This is a genomic window from Halanaerobium saccharolyticum (assembly GCF_003053565.1).
Lineage (GTDB): Bacteria > Bacillota > Halanaerobiia > Halanaerobiales > Halanaerobiaceae > Halanaerobium > Halanaerobium saccharolyticum_B.
Window position 1 is genome coordinate 1 of record NZ_QAXS01000027.1, and the last position, 17,370, is coordinate 17,370.

Consider the following 17,370-nt stretch of genomic DNA (forward strand, 5'->3'; position numbering starts at 1 on the left):
ATAGGGGTGTTTTTGTATTTTTTATGACTACTTTTTTGAGCTTCTTCCTATGTTTATCAAGGTTTTATTACTAAAACCTAACGCCGAAAGTTGAGTTATTAATTAAATTAAGTCAATCATTACTGATAAATTTTTGCAAAATAATATAATAAATGTAAGATAAACTACAATTATTTTCTTTCTGCATCAGTTATATAATCAAATATTTTATGAGCCAGCTTTTCTTTTTCAAGCAGTGGCAATTTTGTACTTCCTTCTTCACTTAAAATTGTAACCTGATTTTTATCACTGCCAAAAGCTATATTTTTATTACTGATGTCATTTGCAATAATATAATCTGCCCGCTTTTTTCGTAATTTAGCCTGAGCATTTTCCAGTAAATTTTCACTTTCAGCAGCAAAACCAATTAATAACTGGCTTTTATTTTTCTTTTCCCCCAGTTCTGCAAGGATATCTGTTGTTCTTTCCAGCTCCAGTTTTAAATTACCATTTCCTTTTTTAAGTTTCTGTGCACTGTATTCCTGTGGGCAATAATCTGCTACAGCTGCTGCCATAATTATAATATCTGCTGTTTCGGCTTCCTGAAAAACCGCTTTTTTCATTTCAGCAGCAGTTTCTACCCGGCTGAGTTCGACCCCCAGAGGAGCCGCAAGTTCTGTCGGACCAGAAATCAATTTCACTTCAGCACCTCTATAGGCTGCAGCCTGAGCTAAAGCATAACCCATTTTACCGCTTGAATGATTTGTTAAAAAGCGGACCGGGTCTATAGATTCTCGGGTAGGCCCAGCTGTAATAAGAATTTTTTTATTTTTAAGATCCTTTTTGAAAAGTTCTTTTCTCACTTCTTCAACCAGTCTCTCCGGAGCAGGTAAGCGCCCCTTACCTGTATAACCACAGGCCAAATAACCTGCCTCAGGTGTAATAATTTTATAACCTAAGTCCTCTAAAGTCTTCATATTTCTCTGAACTACAGGATTCTCAAACATATGCACATTCATAGAAGGGGCAATCATAATTGGTGCTTCTGTAGCCAGAATCACTGTAGTCAGCAAATCATCTGCAATCCCGGCTGCTGCTTTGGCAATAAAGTTTGCTGTTGCAGGTGCAATTAAAAATAGATCAGCTTTATCAGCAAGTCCAATATGTTTTACCTCACTGGTAGTTGTACTGAAGAGCTCACTTTCTACCGGTAGATGTGTTAAAGAATGAAAAGTAATTGGATTAATAAATTCAGCTGCAGACTCAGTCATGATTGTGTAGACATTGTGATTTAATTTTGTTAAACTGCTTGCAACCTGCAGTGATTTATAGGCTGCTATTCCTCCGGTCACACCTAAAACAATATTTGCAGACATTTTCCTACCCCTTTATATATTAATATTTTCTCGAATTATTCTCAGCTGTAAACTACCTGCTTATAAACTGCCGATTTAATTCTGATGTCTCTTTTCATAAGTTATTTTATCTTTTTCAATTTCTTCTAAACTTCTAGAAACCAACTTATGGCTGCGGTATTCTTCTAATATTTCCTGACCGCTTTCATTAAGATGTCTTGCCCTTTTTGCTGCTAAAATAATAACTGTATATAAACTATCAGCCTTATCTACCAGCTGTTCTGCAGAGGGTTCAGTAATCATTTTGAATCTCTCCTTTTTTGTTCTTTAATAATAATTTTTTTAATTTCTCTAACCGCATCTGATAAACTATCATTAATAACTTCGTAATCATATTTATGTACTTCTTTTAATTCCTGTCTAGCATTTTTCAAGCGTAAATTTTTACTTTTGTCACTCTCTGATCCTCTTTTATCCAGTCTGTTTTCCAATTCTTCCAGAGAAGGTGGGACCAGAAAAATATAAATAGCTTCCGGATATTTTTCCCGAACCTGCTTTGCACCCTGAGTATCAATTTCCAGAATTATGTCTTCTCCCTCATCTAATTTCTGATCAACAAACTTTTTTGGAGTCCCATAATAATGACCGTGAACTACTGCACTTTCAATAAAACCATCTTCTGCCTCAATTTCCTTAAATTCTGCTTCTGAAATAAAGAAATAATCCTCTCCCTCAACTTCACCTTCGCGCCTTTCTCTGGTGGTTGCAGAAACAGAATAGGAAACTCCTTCAAAATTTTTAAATAGCTTATCCAGTACAGTATTTTTCCCCACACCTGATGGCCCGGATAATACAAATAATATACCCTTTGACATGAAATTATACCTCCACTTTATTTTTCGTCTTCTAAACGGTGTGAGACGGTTTCTGGCTGAATTGCAGACAGTACAACATGATCACTATCTGTAATAATAACCGCTCTTGTACGACGTCCATAGGTAGCATCAATTAGCATTCCTCTTTCGCGTGCTTCCTGAATAATTCTTTTTATAGGTGCTGATTCTGGACTGACTACTGCAATCACCCTGTTTGCTGCAATAATATTACCAAAACCAATATTAATCAAATTAACATCCATTATTTCTACCTCCCAAAATCTTATTTATCTAAAATAACTTCGCTCCTTATCTTTATTAATGATACCACAGCATTACTTTTTTGACAAGGGTTGAGCTCAGTCTCGTTAACAAACAGATGTTTATTTGATTGACTCTAAGCTTAGTTTCTTTTATACTTAAAGAAATATATTAAAGAATGGAGTGATCTGAATGGCCTTTGATGGTATTATGTTATCTGCACTTAAAGATAATCTAAAAGAAAAAATTATCGGTGCTCGAATTGAAAAGGCTTATCAAATAGATAAAAAATACTTAATTATTCGCTTAAGAAACAATAATCAGAACCTGGAACTGTTAATTTCTACCGATCCCCAGGGAGCCAGAATTAATTTAACTGAATTAGATTTTGATTTCCCCTCCTATCCGCCTGATTTCTGCATGATGCTCCGAAAATATTTAAAAAATTCCTATATTCAGGATATAGTCCAGCCTGAATTTGAAAGAATGGTTAGAATAGACATTGAAAAAAGAGGAAAAAAGTTTTCGCTAATTGCTGAATTAATGGGTAAATACAGCAATGTAATTCTCTTAGATGATAATGAGATGGTTTTAGATGCTATGAAGAGAATTACCGAAAAACAGAATTCAGAGCGTCAGCTCTATCCGGGAATTAATTATCAAAAGCCACCGGCACAGGATAAATTAAACCCGCTTAAGCTTGAAAACAGAGAAGAATTTAGACAGGTAATTGAAGAGGACTTTTCTCAGGCTGCTTTCCGAGCAGTAATGTATAATTTTAGAGGGATCGGCCCCTATTCGGCCCGCGAAATTGTCTTTAGAGCCGGCATAGACCCAGCCGAAAATTATAATAATTTAACTGATTCTGAAAAAAATAAAATTGCTGAGTCAATGATAAAACTTTTTTCTCAATTTAAAAAAGGGAAGTATAAACCGATAATTGCAACCGAAGCGGGAGAAGTTGATTATATTTCTGCTTTTATTCTACAGCACAGAAATCCCGAAAAAATAGAAGAATTTGATGACCTTGACCGGATGATGGATTATTATTTTAAAGAATTTTTAAAAGACAGGGAACTAAATCGAAACATTAGAGAATTAAACAAAGTAGTTAATACCTATTTAAATAAAAATCTAAAAAAACAAAAAAAATTAAGAAAACAGCTTGAAGAAAGTAAAGACGCCGAAAAATATAAAAAAATGGGAGAACTTATTACGGCAAATATTTATCAGATAGAGCGTGGTGATAAAAAAGCTGTAGTTAAAGACTATTACAGTGAAAAGCAGGAGGAAATTGAAATCAAGCTCGACCCTTCTAAATCTCCTTCTGATAATGCCCAAAAATATTTTAAAAAATATAATAAATTGAAAAAAAGTGTAAAACATTTAAAAAGAGAAATTGCAAAACTCAGACATGAGGAAAAATATTTAAAACAGGTCAGTATGAATATTGAGCAGGCTGAAACTTTAGATGATTTAGAAGAAATCAAGGAAGAATTAAAAGAAGAAAATTATATAAAAAAACAGCAGCATAACAGAAAAAATAAAGGCAGCAAAAAACTGCCGCCCCGCAAATTCATCTCCAGTGACGGCTATCAGATCCTGGTGGGGAGAAATAACAAACAGAATGACAGGTTAACCAAAAAAATTGCCAATGATGGTGATATCTGGCTGCACACCAAAGTTATTGCAGGTTCGCATGTAATAATCAAGAGAGATACCGAAAAAGATATTCCTGATAATACTCTTAGTGAAGCAGCAGCAATTGCAGCTTATTTCAGTAAGGCAAGAGAATCAACAAATGTTCCTATAGATTATACACCCGTAGAAAATGTTAACAAACCAAAAGGAGCAAAACCGGGACTTGTCTATTATGAAAAATACCAGACTATCTATATCGATCCAGCTGACAGAGAATTATTAAAAAAATTAGCAGCAGATTAATTTCTGCTGCTCCATTTATTCTTAATTAAAATAATCAGCTTAATGATAACAACTAAGCTAAAGATGGCTGTCAATATTATAATTATCCGCAGTGGATATTTTTGATAATAAGCCTGTCCTTTATTTAAAGTTAAATTTACTGTCTGACTTGAATTAACCAGCCTGCTTTTAAAAGCTGTTTTTCCTTTTTCGGTTATATAACCACTAAAGCCACCTCTGACCACTCTAATTAAGTCAGTGCTGCTTTCTGAAGCTCTAAAAACTGCAGCAGCAAAGCTCAGATTATTATAAACCCTGGATTTAAAGTCTCCCTCTGCAGCTGAATGGACAATCAAATTTCTATCCTCAGCCCTATTCTGCTTTCTGTCTACCAGCGGTATAAAAATTTCTTCTGCAAAAAGATTAAGATAGGCCAGATCATTTATATTTACTTCAGCAGTTGAAGCTGTTTTTTTGGCTGAGCCTGGATTAAAGTTTAAGTAATCAGACATCAATCCAGTTACTTCTTCCAAAAAAGGAAAGTTCATTTCTGTCATGATATTACCCTGTTTATTACTCCTTTGAATAACTTCCATTTCTTTTGATAAGAGAAACAGAGAATTATATACCTCGGATTTATAATTTTTATTTTCAGCAGCTGCTGCACCAAGCTGCAGATATGAAGCTGCTAAATTATTCTCTAATTTTGCAAAGAGCTGATCTCTGTAATAATTGTTTCTGATCAAATCAAAGCTGAGGCTCTTCTCCGGTGTAAAAATTATTTCATTTTCATTATTTTTAATCAGATTCGTTAAATTGGCAATTTCCTTTTCGATTTTTTCGAAATTATTATCAGCTGCAGCGGGCTCAGCTACCAGTAGATCAACTGACTCACTAACCACTTCTTCCTTAAAATTTATCTTTGCAAAAAAAGGAATTAATGCTAACAAAAGAAATATAAAGAGCAGCGGTATCAGCTTTTTCCAGTCCGGATCCAGATAAATTTTAACCAGATAAGAAGCGATTAAAACTGCAATAAATGAAACAAGGAAAATTCCGCCATAACCTGCGTACTGAACAATTAAAGAAAAATCACTCTGAGTATAGGCGAAATAATTAAAGGGATTAAAATTAAAAAATTCAAAACGCAGATACTCTAAAACACTCCAGCTTAAAGCAGCAATGATTGGGCTGTAAGAATATTTGGGCTGCAAAAATTTATTAATAATAACCCAAAAAACAAGCGGAAGTGCTGATATTAAAAAATAAATAAATAAAATAAATAAGTTAAAAGAAAATGGCATTTTTAAAGCAAAATTTAGCGGCTGATAAAGCCAGTGAAGTGTAAACACAGAATTCAAAAAACCAACGAGCAGGGCAATTATCAAAGAATGACTGTAATCATGTTCTCTGACAAGATAAATCAGGGGAATAAAAGCAAACCAGCTTAAAAAAAACAAAGCCGGAAAATAATAGGGTGCTGTAAATAATAAAGATGATAAAATAATTAAAATAAATTCCATATTTCTGCCTCCAGAAATTATTATATACTATAAACTAGAAAAAGGCCAGCTGTAATAGCTGGCCTCATTAATTTCTTAAAAATTTAGGACTTTTCTCTATTAACCTGCTCAATTATTTTATCACTGATATCTCCAGGAACTTTATCATAATGGGAGAATTCCATATCAAAAGAACCATAACCACCAGTAATTGACTTTAACTCTACAGCATAGTTAAACATTTCTGCCTGAGGTACCTTTGCTTTAATAATCTGAACTCCATCCTGAGGATCCATTCCTTCAATTCTACCTCGCCTTGAATTAAAATCTCCCATGATGTCTCCCATAAAATCCTGAGGCACTGTAACTTTTACAGTCATTATTGGCTCCAAAAGAACAGATCTCGCCTGAGCTAAAGCCTTTCGAAAGGCTTTAGAAGCTGCAATTTTAAAAGCCATTTCTGAAGAGTCAACATCATGATAGGAGCCATCATATAAAACAACTTTAAAATCAACTACTGGATAACCTGCGAGAGCTCCATCGTCTTTAGCTTCTACAATTCCTTTTTCAACGGCAGGTATATACTGTCCAGGAATTGCTCCACCAAAGATTTCTTCTTCAAATTCAAAACCTCTGCCTCGAGGTAGTGGCTCAACCCGCATTAGAACATGTCCGTACTGGCCGCGGCCACCGGACTGCTTTTTGTATTTTTCTTCAACATCAGCTTTTTTCTGAATGGTTTCCTGATAAGCCACCTTAGGCTCCTGAGTTGTAAAATCAACATCATATTTGCGCTGGCACTCTTCCTTGATCATAATAAAGTGAATGGTACCCATTCCATCACAAATTAATTCTTTTGTTACTTTATTATAATTAACTTTAAAAGTAGGATCTGAATCACTGTAGCGCTGTAAAGCAGAAGCCATTTTTTCTTCATCAATACCATCTACTGGATAAGCGGCCCGGCTGTACATTGGTTTTGGAAACTCCAGCTCATGATAATAAACATCTGTTTCAGGATCTCGCATAGTGTAAGAGGTTACCAGTTCATCTAATTTGGCAACAGCTCCAATCTCACCTGCAGTCAGATCATCTACATTATCCTGATCTTTACCATCAAGCTTATAAAGTTTGGTTACTTTAATTTCCTGATCAATATTTGGAATATAAATCATATCGTCACGTTCTAATTTACCGGAAAAAATTCTAAAGATCGATAATTTACCGATATAGGGATCAACCATTGTTTTACAGACCTGAGCACTAAATTTGCTCTCTGGCTCAGGAGCTAGAGCCTCTCCTGATTTAACCAGATGATCAGAATGAACCTCTGCTGCTGAAGGAAAGATTTTTGTTAAATCATCCAGGAATTTTGCCACCCCACAGTTTTCTATGGCTGAACCTGCAAACACCGGAACTAACTCCTCACTGGCAACTTCTTCTTCAAATGCTTTTGTTAATTCCTTGATAGTAATTTTTTCCCCATCGAGATATTTAATCATCAGATCTTCTTTTAATTCAACTATCTCTTCAGTGAGCTTTAGTTCATAGTCTTCAACTCTTTCCCGTTCTGACTCGGGAACTGGAAAAGCTTTTGGCTTCCCATCAACATTTTTATAAAGTTTTTCATCTAATAAATCAATTATCCCTTCAAACTTACCATCTTCATAATAAGGAATAGTAACAATCGCAAAACTATCATCATATGTAGAGCGAAGTTCTTCTACAACTCGATCAAATTCAGCATCTTCCTTATCTACTTTATTAATAAATACAGCCTTTGCCAGGTCGTTTTTTTCAGCTAGTTCCCAGACATAACCTGTATTAACCTCAATACCGGCCGCAGCATCTACCAAAAGAACTGCACTTTCTACCATTCTCAGGGCACTGATAACCTCACTGCGGAAGTCTGCATATCCGGGTGTATCAATAAAATGAAATAATTTATTATGCCATTCAAAATTAAAATAACTGTTGTGAACCGAATGTTTGTGTTCTTTTTCAACTGCACTAAAGTCGGAATGAGAATTTCCTTTATCAACACTGCCGGGTTCATCAATTACACCTGCATTGTAGAGCAGCATTTCAGACAGTGTTGATTTACCCGCACCTCCATGTGATATAAAGCAAAAGTTTCTAATGTCTTTACTAGTAATTTTACTCAACTTTTCCACCAACCTTTCATTTTATTAATGTTTATTGAATTTGATGTCAGGATAATTGGTTTAAATATTCTGACATTATACTTTAAAATTTTTTCTGTATTTTATTACTTCTACAATAGTTATTTAAATTCCTTTAATTTTTTGAATATTATTTTAAAAAAATTAATCTACTCTTGCTTAATCGAACTTAATCGAATCTGCAGGCAAAATCATACAGAAATTAAGAGTAGATTAATTTTTAATTTAACAATTCAAATCGATAATTAACATTTATCTTTAACTGTCTCCGCTACATTTTTACCTAAGAGATAACATTTTTCTAAAATATCTCCACCTGGTGCAAATTGTGATTCAATCACCGGTTCTACCAGATCACAGTGAACTGTTTCTTTAAATTCTTCCAGACGATCTAGGGCACCACCACTCCAGCTGTAGGAACCAAAAATCCCAAGCACACGATCCCTTAAATTCCTGCTTTCTAAGCTTTTCAGCAGATATTCCATCGGTGGAAAAATTTCTGTGTTATAAGTACAGCTGCCCAAAACAATCCCTTTATATTTCCAGATATCATTAATTATAAATGATATATCCTTGCGTGAAACATCAAATAATTTAATCTGTTCTATTCCATTTTCAGATAAAGAACGGGCTACTGCTTCAGCCATAATTTTTGTGTTGCCGTACATTGAACCATAAACGACAACTACCCCTTCTTCTGTCTGCTGCTGGCTCCACTTATCATACTCTTCGATAATATGAGCAGGATCCTCTCTCCAGACAAGTCCATGTGTAGAAGCAACCATTCCAATTTCCTCGATTTCATTTCTCAGTCTGGAAATAGTTTTATGCACCACCGGGCCATATTTCCCAATAATATTGGAAAAATATCTTCTAATCTCATCTTTAAAGTGCTCAACATTAACCTCATCATCAAATAAGTAGCCGTTTAAAGAACCAAAACCACCAAAAGCATCTCCTGCAAATAAGATTTTATCTTTCTGATCAAAAGTCATCATTGTCTCCGGCCAGTGAACCATTGGAGTTAAATAAAATTTAAGTGTTCTGGAACCCAAATCAAGTTCATCTCCATCTTCAATGACCATTGTACCATCAGTAATACCATAAAAGCCCTCTAAAAAATTCATCGTTTTAGCATTACCTACAATTTTCATTTCCGGATAAGCCTCACGCATTGACTTAATAGAACCTGAATGGTCAGGCTCCATATGATTAATAATTAAATAATCAACTTTTTTATCACCAATTACATCCTTTACCTTTTCTAAATATGTATCTGTATAATTGATTTTTACTGTATCTATTAAAGCCACCTTATCATCATTGATCACATAAGAGTTATAAGATATCCCTTCTGGCAGAGGCCATAAAGACTCAAATAAATCAGTTTCTTTATCATTTACTCCGACCCAGTGCACCTTTTCGCTAAGTTTAATTGAATTATACATAATAATCGCCTCCTAATTTATTTTTCTCTTAAAATTATAATTTTCCTGCAGTAATCTACTTTTCTTTTCTTAATTGACTAAGAACTGATTTGAAATCCGATTTTAATTCAGCCTCAAACTTCATTTTTTTCCCAGTAATTGGGTGAGTAATAATTAATCTTTTAGCATGTAAAAGCTGTCTTTCCGCTCCCAGTTTATTCTGAGAACCGTATTTTTTATCCCCAACAACCGGGTGGCCTAAATAAGAAAAATGAACTCTAATCTGATGAGTTCGTCCTGTTTCAATTTTAACTTCCACCAGAGTAAAATTTTTAAATTCTTCAATGATTTTAAAGCGGCTGACAGCATTTTTGCTGTGGCGCTTACGAACTGCCATTTTTTTGCGGTTATTTGGATCTCTGCCGATGGGGGCATCAATCTTCCCCTTTTTATAAGCAAGATTTCCTTCAATCAAGGCGTAATAATATTTTTCGACACTTCGATTTTTAAACTGCTGGGCCAGTCCTTTATGGCTTTTATCATTTTTAGCTACTATTAAAAGACCTGAAGTATCTTTATCAAGTCTGTGGACAATTCCCGGCCTCTTAACTCCATTGATTGCCGATAAATTATCAACATGAGCCAGCATTGCATTCACAACTGTGTCATTGTAGTGGCCTGGAGCCGGATGGACAACTCGATCAGCATTTTTGTTAATTACAATTATATCCTGATCTTCATAAACAATATCAAGCTCCATCTCAACTGCTTTAATCTCACTCTCTTTAGCCTCAACCTGAATTTTTAAAAAATCACCACTACTAATTTTATAACTTTTATCAATTTCACTATTATTTACTTTAATTTTAGTTTCTCTGATCAGTTTTTGAATAAATGAGCGAGATAAATCCTCAAATTTTTCTGCCAGATATTTGTCAATTCTCTTACCCTGATCCTCTTTTTCTACTGTAATACTGTATTCGTCCATTTAAACACCTCTATCTGCGGAAAAAATTAATTGATAAATTAAGATTAAAACTCCAAAAAATATAAATATATCTGCGATATTGATAACCGGAAGCTGGTAAAAATCAAATAAATCAAAAGCAATAAAATCAGTAACATAGTGCAGCATTATCCGGTCAATCAAATTTGCTGTACTCCCTCCCAGCAAAAAAATAAGGGCAATTCTGGCAGAAAGAGTATCTGATAATTCTTTTCTGTAAAGATAAACTATAAATATCAAAAATAATATTGTAACCAAAATAAAAAAGCTCCGCTGACCGCTTAAAATTCCGAAGGCAGCTCCCCTATTTTTAACAAAAGTTAAATATAAATAATCTTTGATAATAAATACTTTTTTAAATTGCACAAAATTACTCCGAATTAGAAATTTACTCAGCTGGTCAATCAAAATTATTAATGCAGAAAAAATAACAATATACATAGGCTCAACTCCAAATATAATTTTAACATATAGAAATAATTTAGACAATTAATAATTACTCTTTTATATTTTTAAATTATATGCTAAGATAAGAGATGGATGGTAACTTTATGTCCTCTCACATCCAAAAAATATATAAATATAAATAAAGGATGAAAGATTATGAAACTAGAATTAACTAAAAACAGCAGTAGACGAGCGAAAACGATTTTTATGCTTGCTTTACCGGCCATGCTTGAGATGTCTTTAAATACTCTTGTTGGAATGGCTGATACTATTATGATCAGCCGCTTTGTAGGTAAAGAGGCTCTAGCAGCAGTTGGCTTTGCCAACCAGATTATTTTTACTTTAATTTTTGTTTTCTCTGCTTTTAATGCAGGTGCAACAGCAATGGTTTCCCGCAGTTATGGAGAAGGCAATAAAAAAAGAATGAATAAGATTATGAATGAAAACCTGACTCTGAATCTTATTTTGGGAATCATTGTAACTTTATTTACTTTCTTTTTTGCGGATTTAATACTGAATGTTTATGATATCACAGCAGTAGTTAAAGCATTTGGAACAACTTATTTAAAATATATTGCAGTCGGGCAGGTATTTATGTTCATTTCTTTTGCTTCAGCTGCTTCCTTACGCGGTGCTGGAGATACCAAAACTCCTATGTATATTACAGGAATTGCCAACATCTTAAATATTATCGGAAATTATGTTCTAATTACAGGATTCTGGATCTTTCCTGAACTGGGTATTGCAGGTGCAGCTATTTCTACAGCTTTTGCCCGCTTCATTGCAGCAGCTCTCTATTTAGGCTTATTTGCCAGCAACCGAGGTATTTTGAAACTCCATCCCAGCTGGATGAGAATCAGCAGTAAGATCTTTAAACCGCTTATTAATTTAAGTTATGCTGCCGGGATTGAGCAGCTATTTATGCAGGTAGCATTTTTTGTTAACGGTATTTTTATTTCAAAACTGGATACTACAGCAGAGGCTTCATTTAGAATACTCTTAAATATTGAGTCTCTATCATTTATGCCGGCCATCGGAATTGCCATAGCTGCCACAACAATAGTTGGAAAACATCTGGGAGAAGATAAGGCAGAAGAATCCCTGAAAAGTGGTTTAACAGCTGCAGTTATGGGAGCATTACTGGGAAGTGGCCTTGCTTTAATATATCTTATCTTTCCTGTCTTTGCCCTCAAAATTTTTACAACAGATGCCCAGGTTATTAATTATTCGGCCCCGGTTTTAAGAATTGTTGCCTTAAACCAGGCATTTCTGGCTTTTGTAATTATTATGGTAGGAGCATTAAGAGGAGCAGGTGATACAAAAGGAGCTATGTATATCACAATAATCAGGCTCTGGCTGATCTTTATTCCACTTTCCTATTACTTAATTGTTGTTTCAGATTATGGAGTTGCAGGAGTCTGGATTGCCGAAATAATTTCATTCTTAATTATAGCCTTAATTGTACTGAGAAGATTCCTTAAGATGGAATGGGCAGAAATTGAGTTTTTTGAAGAAAATGAATTAAGTGATACAGCAGAAGAATATTAAGCAAAAAAAGCAGCCTCTTTAAAGGCTGCTTTTTTGCTAATAATATATTTTTTATTCAGATTCTATAACATCAGCACAGCGCTGACAGATGTCCTGATGTTCTTCAATTTCGCCAACTGTCTCATCATACTTCCAGCAGCGGTCACACTTTTCTCCTCTTGCTTCACTTACTTTTACTAGAACTGAACTCTCTTCACCCTGATGTGCATTTTCTGCAGTCAGCTGCTCGTTTAGTTCAGCCTGAGAAACTATAAATAAATCAGCAAGCTGATCTATTTCAGCCTCTAATAACTGCTGCTGTTCCTCATTTACTCCTTTTAATTCAACCATTGCTTCTAAAGAATTCCCTATTTTCTTTTCAGATCTGGCAATTTCAAGAGCTTTAGAAACATCTTTTCTTAAAGCCAGCAGTTTATCCCATTTATCAATTAATTCCTGGTCATAATAACTTTCCTTTACTTCCGGCCAGTCAGTTAAAAATACACTTTCCTCAGATCTCATCTTTTCTGGTAAGAACTGCCAGACTTCTTCTGAGGTATGAGGAAGTACCGGTGCTAAAATAACAACCAGACCCATCATTATATCATAAAGGGTGCTCTGAGCAGAGCGTCTGCTTAAGGAATCAGTGCCATCTGTGTAAAGACGATCTTTAGTAATATCCATATAAAGAGAACTCATCTCAACAGTACAGAAATTATGAACATCGTGATAAACACGGTGATATTCGTATTTTTCAAAAGCAGATGTCACTTTTTCGATTAAATCCTGCAGGCGGATCATAATCCAGCGGTCTAATTCTCTGCGATCTTCATATTCTACATAATTCTGATCACTATCAAAATCACTGATATTACCCAGAATAAAGCGGTAGGTATTTCTAATTCTTCTGTAAGCTTCAGAATTCTGCTTTAAGATATTATCTGATACTTTAATATCATTTTTAAAGTCAGAAGAAGCAACCCACAGTCTTAAAATATCAGCACCATACTGATCTATAACTTTATGAGGGGAAACTACATTTCCCTGAGATTTAGACATCTTATTTCCTTTTTTATCTACTGTAAAACCATTGGTAATCACTTCATTATATGGAGCTCTACCTTCGGTTGCCACAGCAGTAAGTAAGGAAGAGTTAAACCAGCCGCGATACTGATCTGTACCCTCAAGATATACCTGAGCCGGCCAGGATAAATTATCTCTTGTTTCTAAAACAGCTTTATGACTGGAACCTGAATCAAACCAGACATCCATGATATCTTCTTCTTTGGAAAAGTTCTGGCTGTCACAGTGAGGACAGCTGTATCCTTCTGGTAATAATTCTTTAGCCTCACGCTCATACCAGGCTGCAGAACCTTCTTCTGCAAAAATTGCTTTAACAGAATCTAAAGTGTCATCATTAATTACAGATTCTCCACAGTCATCACAGTAGAAAATGGGAATAGGCACACCCCATTTTTTCTGACGGGAAATACACCAGTCAGAGCGTTCAGAAATCATATTACTCATTCTTTCTTCACCCCAGGCCGGATACCAATCTACATCGGCAATAGCCTGCAGAGCTTCCTCTTTAATTGCATCAATAGATGCAAACCACTGATCAGTTGCTCTAAAGATTAGATTACCCTTACAGCGCCAGCAGTGAGGATACTGGTGATCTATAAAATCAAGATTCATCAGTAAATTCTTTTCTTTTAATTTATCAGTTACCATAATATTTGCTTCATCATAATGCTTGCCGGCAAAATCACCAGCTTCTTCTGTAAAGTAACCTTTGTTATCCATTGGTGCATAAACATCAAGGTCATATTCCTGGCCCACTACAAAGTCATCATGACCGTGACCGGGTGCGGTATGCACACAGCCTGAACCCTGTTCTAAAGTAACATGGTCTCCCAGAATCAACAGTGATTCACGATCAACTATTGGATGTTGAGCTCTTTTATTTTCCAGCTCTTTACCGCTGAATTCCTCACTAATAATTTGATATTCATCAATTCCAGATTGAGACATTACTGAATCTACAAGCTCTTTAGCCATTACCAGCTTTTCTCCCTCAGCTTCCACAACAACATACGGATAATCTGGATGGAAGGCAATAGCCATATTAGATGGAATAGTCCAGGGAGTAGTAGTCCAGATAACTATATAGCTGTCTTCACTACTCAGCTTAACACCACCAACTTTTACTTCATCAATCATTGGAAATTTAACAAAAATAGAAGGTGCTCTATCTTCACCATATTCAACCTCAGCTTCAGCCAGAGCTGTCTCACAGTGTGGACACCAGTGAACTGGTTTTTTACCGCGGTAGAAAAGATCTTTTTTTGCCATTTCACCAAAGACTTCTATCTGTTTTACCTCATAGTCTTTATTCAGGGTTAGATATGGATTATCCCATTCCCCCCAGACACCAAGACGCTTAAACTGTTCCCGCTGGCGGTCAACATATTTTAGTGCATAATTGGTGCATTTTTCTCTTAACTCTGAAATAGAAAGTTCTGCCCGCTCGTCATCACTCATCTCACTTGTAACCTGATGCTCAATCGGCAGACCATGGGTATCCCAACCGGGTACATAGGGAGAATAATAACCTCTTAAAGTTGCAAATCTGGTTACAAAATCCTTTAAAATTTTATTTAAGGCATGACCAATATGGATATCTCCATTTGCATATGGAGGGCCATCATGCAGAATAAAAGATTCGTTACCCTCTCTGTTTTCTACTGCTTTCTCGTAAACTTTATTTTCACGCCACAATTCCTGAAAATCAACTTCTCTTTCACTCAGATTAGCCCGCATTGGGAAATCTGTATTTGGTAAATTAATAGTTTCTTTATAACCCATCTACTTATATAACCTCCTGTAAAAATATATTAAAAATAAAAAAAGCCTCCTGTCCTGTAAGGGACGAGAGACCGCGGTACCACCCTAATTAAAATTAGTAAGCCACTTAATTAAAACAGCTTTAAATAACTAATTTTATCTCAGCAATCCTTAACGCAGAAATACGGGTATACTACTCCATTCATATACCGATTCCAGGGTGATTTTCTCAATTTTTTTGTTTCCCGGCTTCCACCATTTCCGGTTCGCTGTAAACTATTAAAAATTGATACTGTCCCTTTCACAATCATTTTATTCATATGACATTTTTCTCAATTATAAACTATCAATTATAATAAGTCAAGTTCAAATTGGGTGCTTCTTAAGTTAAAATTAAACTCAATTTAGTAAAAATCTAACGATTTTCTTCAAAATCAGTATTATTTTCTTCCAGTCCTTCTACTTCAAAATCAGAATCATCAAAATCTCCTCTTAAAGATTCTTCAGCTTCCTCATTCAGCATCTCCAGATGACTTTCAAGTAGGGTTTGGAAGCGAATTTTAAAGAAATTCCGCTGTTCTCTGAGCTGTTCAAGCTTTCTTTTTTCAGAAGCTACCTGATCACGCGCATTTTCTTTAATCTTTTCTGCCTTCATTCGCGCTTCTTTAATAATCATTCGAGCTTCATTATCAGCCTGCTCAACTCTTTCAGAAATTGTTCCCTGCATTGAATCAAGTGTATTCTGAAGTTTATCTTCCATATCTTCATAATTCTCTATTTTTTCTCTGAGATCCCTATTTTCTTCCTGAAGATTATTCAGATCTTTAAGCAGCCTTTCATAGGCAACCCCCACGTCATCCAAAAATTCATCGACTTGAGTAGTGTTGTAACCAAAAGTCGACTTTTTAAATTCTTTATTATATATATCGAGTGGATTTAATTTCAAAATATCCCTCCTTATTTAAATCAAGTTAATCTTTTTAAAGTTAATTTAATTCTTCCTTTATTTGAAATACCTCTATTTTCCTCAACTTTTACTCTACCCCTGCCCCGAACAGAAATTAAATCTCCAATCTCAACTTCTGCTGCCGGATCTGTTTCTAATTTCCAGTTCAATTTAACTTTTTGGCTTTCTATATCCCTTGACATTTTACTGCGAGAATCTCCAAAACCAGAACTGGCTACTGAATCCAGCCGCATCGAAGCAACCGTAGTTAAAATTTCCTTTTCATGCTGTACAGGTTGAACAATTTCTGATTCATCAATTTCTTTAACTTCTACAGGTACCTGGTGCACCTTATCAAGCTTCAGCTCAATAATATCTTCAATTTCAGCTGCAGTGATAATCTGGGCAAAATCTGAATGAACTAGAATATCACCGATCATTTTTCGTTTGAGACCTAAACCCATTAAAGCTCCCAGAAAATCTCTGTGAGTCAATTTTTGAAAAGCAAAATTACCATCAAGCTGATAGATTTTTATCTGCTTTTCTACTAAATCTGGAAAAAGATACTCGGGAAAAATAACCAGCCTTTTTCTTTCAGCTCCAGGATAGCCTCCCTCTTTTTTAAAATTAATTTCAGCAATTTGTTCAATCAAAGGTACTGCAATTTCAATCTGATAGGGATTGAGAAAATCTGTTGCCTGAGTTTTATGATATTTTAAAACCTGTTCACACTTATCTAAAATATGTGATCCCAGCATTCTATCTTCTTCTCTATATAAATGATTTAATAACTTTTCTTCGTCAAACATAAGCCCCCACCTTAAATTACAATATTAATTAAAAAGTTTCTAATTATTGAAAGCGCAAACAGAGCAATTAACGGCGAAATATCGATACCTAAAATTCCACCTCTGGGCAGAAGTTCTCTAATTGGTCCCAAAATTGGTTCAGTCACATCATAAATAAACTTAATTATTTTTCTCCAGCGCATATCACTGGGATTTGGCCTGACCCAGGAAATAATAACCCGGCCTATGATCAATAAATTTAAAATTTCAAAAATAGCACTAATTGTTCTTGCTAAAATAAACATTA

The 17,370-nt window shown here is 34.9% G+C and carries 15 protein-coding genes and 1 other annotated feature; of the genes, 2 read left to right on the top strand and 13 right to left on the bottom strand.

Going from position 1 to position 17,370, the window contains the following annotated elements; genetic code table 11:
* Positions 1 to 170 precede the first annotated feature (170 nt).
* From coaBC to remA, 4 genes are all read right to left on the bottom strand, one after another.
* Positions 171 to 1,355, bottom strand: a complete 1,185-nt coding sequence (gene coaBC / locus C8C76_RS10445; protein ID WP_108141402.1) for a bifunctional phosphopantothenoylcysteine decarboxylase/phosphopantothenate--cysteine ligase CoaBC — start codon at positions 1,353 to 1,355, stop codon at positions 171 to 173.
* Between the two features lie 75 nt (positions 1,356 to 1,430).
* Positions 1,431 to 1,637: a DNA-directed RNA polymerase subunit omega gene (gene rpoZ, locus C8C76_RS10450; protein WP_108141404.1), complete on the bottom strand. Its 207-nt coding sequence runs from the start codon at positions 1,635 to 1,637 to the stop codon at positions 1,431 to 1,433.
* Complete coding sequence (gene gmk, locus C8C76_RS10455) at positions 1,634 to 2,209, bottom strand: guanylate kinase (RefSeq protein WP_108141406.1); 576 nt, start codon at positions 2,207 to 2,209, stop codon at positions 1,634 to 1,636. The genes rpoZ and gmk overlap by 4 nt, the downstream gene beginning before the upstream one ends.
* Before the next feature lie 17 nt (positions 2,210 to 2,226).
* The gene (gene remA, locus C8C76_RS10460) at positions 2,227 to 2,472 is read right to left on the bottom strand and encodes an extracellular matrix/biofilm regulator RemA (protein ID WP_076545060.1); all 246 of its coding nucleotides are present in this window, start codon (positions 2,470 to 2,472) and stop codon (positions 2,227 to 2,229) included.
* A 190-nt stretch (positions 2,473 to 2,662) separates the two neighbouring features.
* On the opposite strand from remA, the gene C8C76_RS10465 reads away from it, so the two are divergent.
* Complete coding sequence (locus C8C76_RS10465) at positions 2,663 to 4,414, top strand: Rqc2 family fibronectin-binding protein (protein WP_108141408.1); 1,752 nt, start codon at positions 2,663 to 2,665, stop codon at positions 4,412 to 4,414.
* Here C8C76_RS10465 and C8C76_RS10470 read toward each other — a convergent pair.
* From C8C76_RS10470 to lspA, 5 genes are all read right to left on the bottom strand, one after another.
* On the bottom strand, positions 4,411 to 5,916 hold the full coding sequence (locus C8C76_RS10470; RefSeq protein WP_108141410.1) for a copper homeostasis protein CutE: 1,506 nt from the start codon (positions 5,914 to 5,916) through the stop codon (positions 4,411 to 4,413). The genes C8C76_RS10465 and C8C76_RS10470 overlap by 4 nt on opposite strands.
* Positions 5,917 to 5,999: 83 nt before the next feature.
* Positions 6,000 to 8,060: an elongation factor G gene (fusA, locus tag C8C76_RS10475; RefSeq protein ID WP_108141412.1), complete on the bottom strand. Its 2,061-nt coding sequence runs from the start codon at positions 8,058 to 8,060 to the stop codon at positions 6,000 to 6,002.
* A gap of 263 nt (positions 8,061 to 8,323) precedes the next feature.
* Complete coding sequence (locus C8C76_RS10480; protein WP_108141414.1) at positions 8,324 to 9,526, bottom strand: FprA family A-type flavoprotein; 1,203 nt, start codon at positions 9,524 to 9,526, stop codon at positions 8,324 to 8,326.
* A 55-nt stretch (positions 9,527 to 9,581) separates the two neighbouring features.
* Complete coding sequence (locus C8C76_RS10485; protein ID WP_108141416.1) at positions 9,582 to 10,493, bottom strand: RluA family pseudouridine synthase; 912 nt, start codon at positions 10,491 to 10,493, stop codon at positions 9,582 to 9,584.
* Complete coding sequence (gene lspA, locus C8C76_RS10490; protein ID WP_108141418.1) at positions 10,494 to 10,952, bottom strand: signal peptidase II; 459 nt, start codon at positions 10,950 to 10,952, stop codon at positions 10,494 to 10,496.
* A 162-nt stretch (positions 10,953 to 11,114) separates the two neighbouring features.
* Here lspA and C8C76_RS10495 point away from each other — a divergent pair, with 162 nt between their 5' ends.
* On the top strand, positions 11,115 to 12,506 hold the full coding sequence (locus C8C76_RS10495) for an MATE family efflux transporter (protein ID WP_108141420.1): 1,392 nt from the start codon (positions 11,115 to 11,117) through the stop codon (positions 12,504 to 12,506).
* 51 nt (positions 12,507 to 12,557) lie between these two features.
* Here C8C76_RS10495 and ileS read toward each other — a convergent pair whose 3' ends face one another.
* The 4 genes from ileS to C8C76_RS10515 form a co-directional block, all read right to left on the bottom strand.
* Complete coding sequence (gene ileS, locus C8C76_RS10500) at positions 12,558 to 15,350, bottom strand: isoleucine--tRNA ligase (RefSeq protein WP_108141422.1); 2,793 nt, start codon at positions 15,348 to 15,350, stop codon at positions 12,558 to 12,560.
* Positions 15,351 to 15,406: 56 nt separating this feature from the next.
* Positions 15,407 to 15,643: a binding site (T-box leader), on the bottom strand.
* Between the two features lie 101 nt (positions 15,644 to 15,744).
* Positions 15,745 to 16,275, bottom strand: a complete 531-nt coding sequence (locus tag C8C76_RS10505) for a DivIVA domain-containing protein (RefSeq protein WP_108141424.1) — start codon at positions 16,273 to 16,275, stop codon at positions 15,745 to 15,747.
* A 20-nt stretch (positions 16,276 to 16,295) separates the two neighbouring features.
* Complete coding sequence (locus tag C8C76_RS10510; RefSeq protein WP_108141426.1) at positions 16,296 to 17,084, bottom strand: YlmH family RNA-binding protein; 789 nt, start codon at positions 17,082 to 17,084, stop codon at positions 16,296 to 16,298.
* A gap of 11 nt (positions 17,085 to 17,095) precedes the next feature.
* Positions 17,096 to 17,368: a YggT family protein gene (locus C8C76_RS10515; protein ID WP_108141428.1), complete on the bottom strand. Its 273-nt coding sequence runs from the start codon at positions 17,366 to 17,368 to the stop codon at positions 17,096 to 17,098.
* Positions 17,369 to 17,370: the final 2 nt, after the last annotated feature.

Excerpts from the sequence above, each read along its gene's own strand:
- coaBC (WP_108141402.1), bottom strand. The coding sequence starts at position 1,355 with ATGTCTGCAAATATTGTTTTAGGTGTGACCGGAGGAATAGCAGCCTAT.
- rpoZ (WP_108141404.1), bottom strand. The coding sequence starts at position 1,637 with ATGATTACTGAACCCTCTGCAGAACAGCTGGTAGATAAGGCTGATAGT.
- gmk (WP_108141406.1), bottom strand. The coding sequence starts at position 2,209 with ATGTCAAAGGGTATATTATTTGTATTATCCGGGCCATCAGGTGTGGGG.
- remA (WP_076545060.1), bottom strand. The coding sequence starts at position 2,472 with ATGGATGTTAATTTGATTAATATTGGTTTTGGTAATATTATTGCAGCA.
- C8C76_RS10465 (WP_108141408.1), top strand. The coding sequence starts at position 2,663 with ATGGCCTTTGATGGTATTATGTTATCTGCACTTAAAGATAATCTAAAA.
- C8C76_RS10470 (WP_108141410.1), bottom strand. The coding sequence starts at position 5,916 with ATGGAATTTATTTTAATTATTTTATCATCTTTATTATTTACAGCACCC.
- C8C76_RS10480 (WP_108141414.1), bottom strand. The coding sequence starts at position 9,526 with ATGTATAATTCAATTAAACTTAGCGAAAAGGTGCACTGGGTCGGAGTA.
- C8C76_RS10485 (WP_108141416.1), bottom strand. The coding sequence starts at position 10,493 with ATGGACGAATACAGTATTACAGTAGAAAAAGAGGATCAGGGTAAGAGA.
- lspA (WP_108141418.1), bottom strand. The coding sequence starts at position 10,952 with ATGTATATTGTTATTTTTTCTGCATTAATAATTTTGATTGACCAGCTG.
- C8C76_RS10495 (WP_108141420.1), top strand. The coding sequence starts at position 11,115 with ATGAAACTAGAATTAACTAAAAACAGCAGTAGACGAGCGAAAACGATT.
- ileS (WP_108141422.1), bottom strand. The coding sequence starts at position 15,350 with ATGGGTTATAAAGAAACTATTAATTTACCAAATACAGATTTCCCAATG.
- C8C76_RS10510 (WP_108141426.1), bottom strand. The coding sequence starts at position 17,084 with ATGTTTGACGAAGAAAAGTTATTAAATCATTTATATAGAGAAGAAGAT.
- C8C76_RS10515 (WP_108141428.1), bottom strand. The coding sequence starts at position 17,368 with ATGTTTATTTTAGCAAGAACAATTAGTGCTATTTTTGAAATTTTAAAT.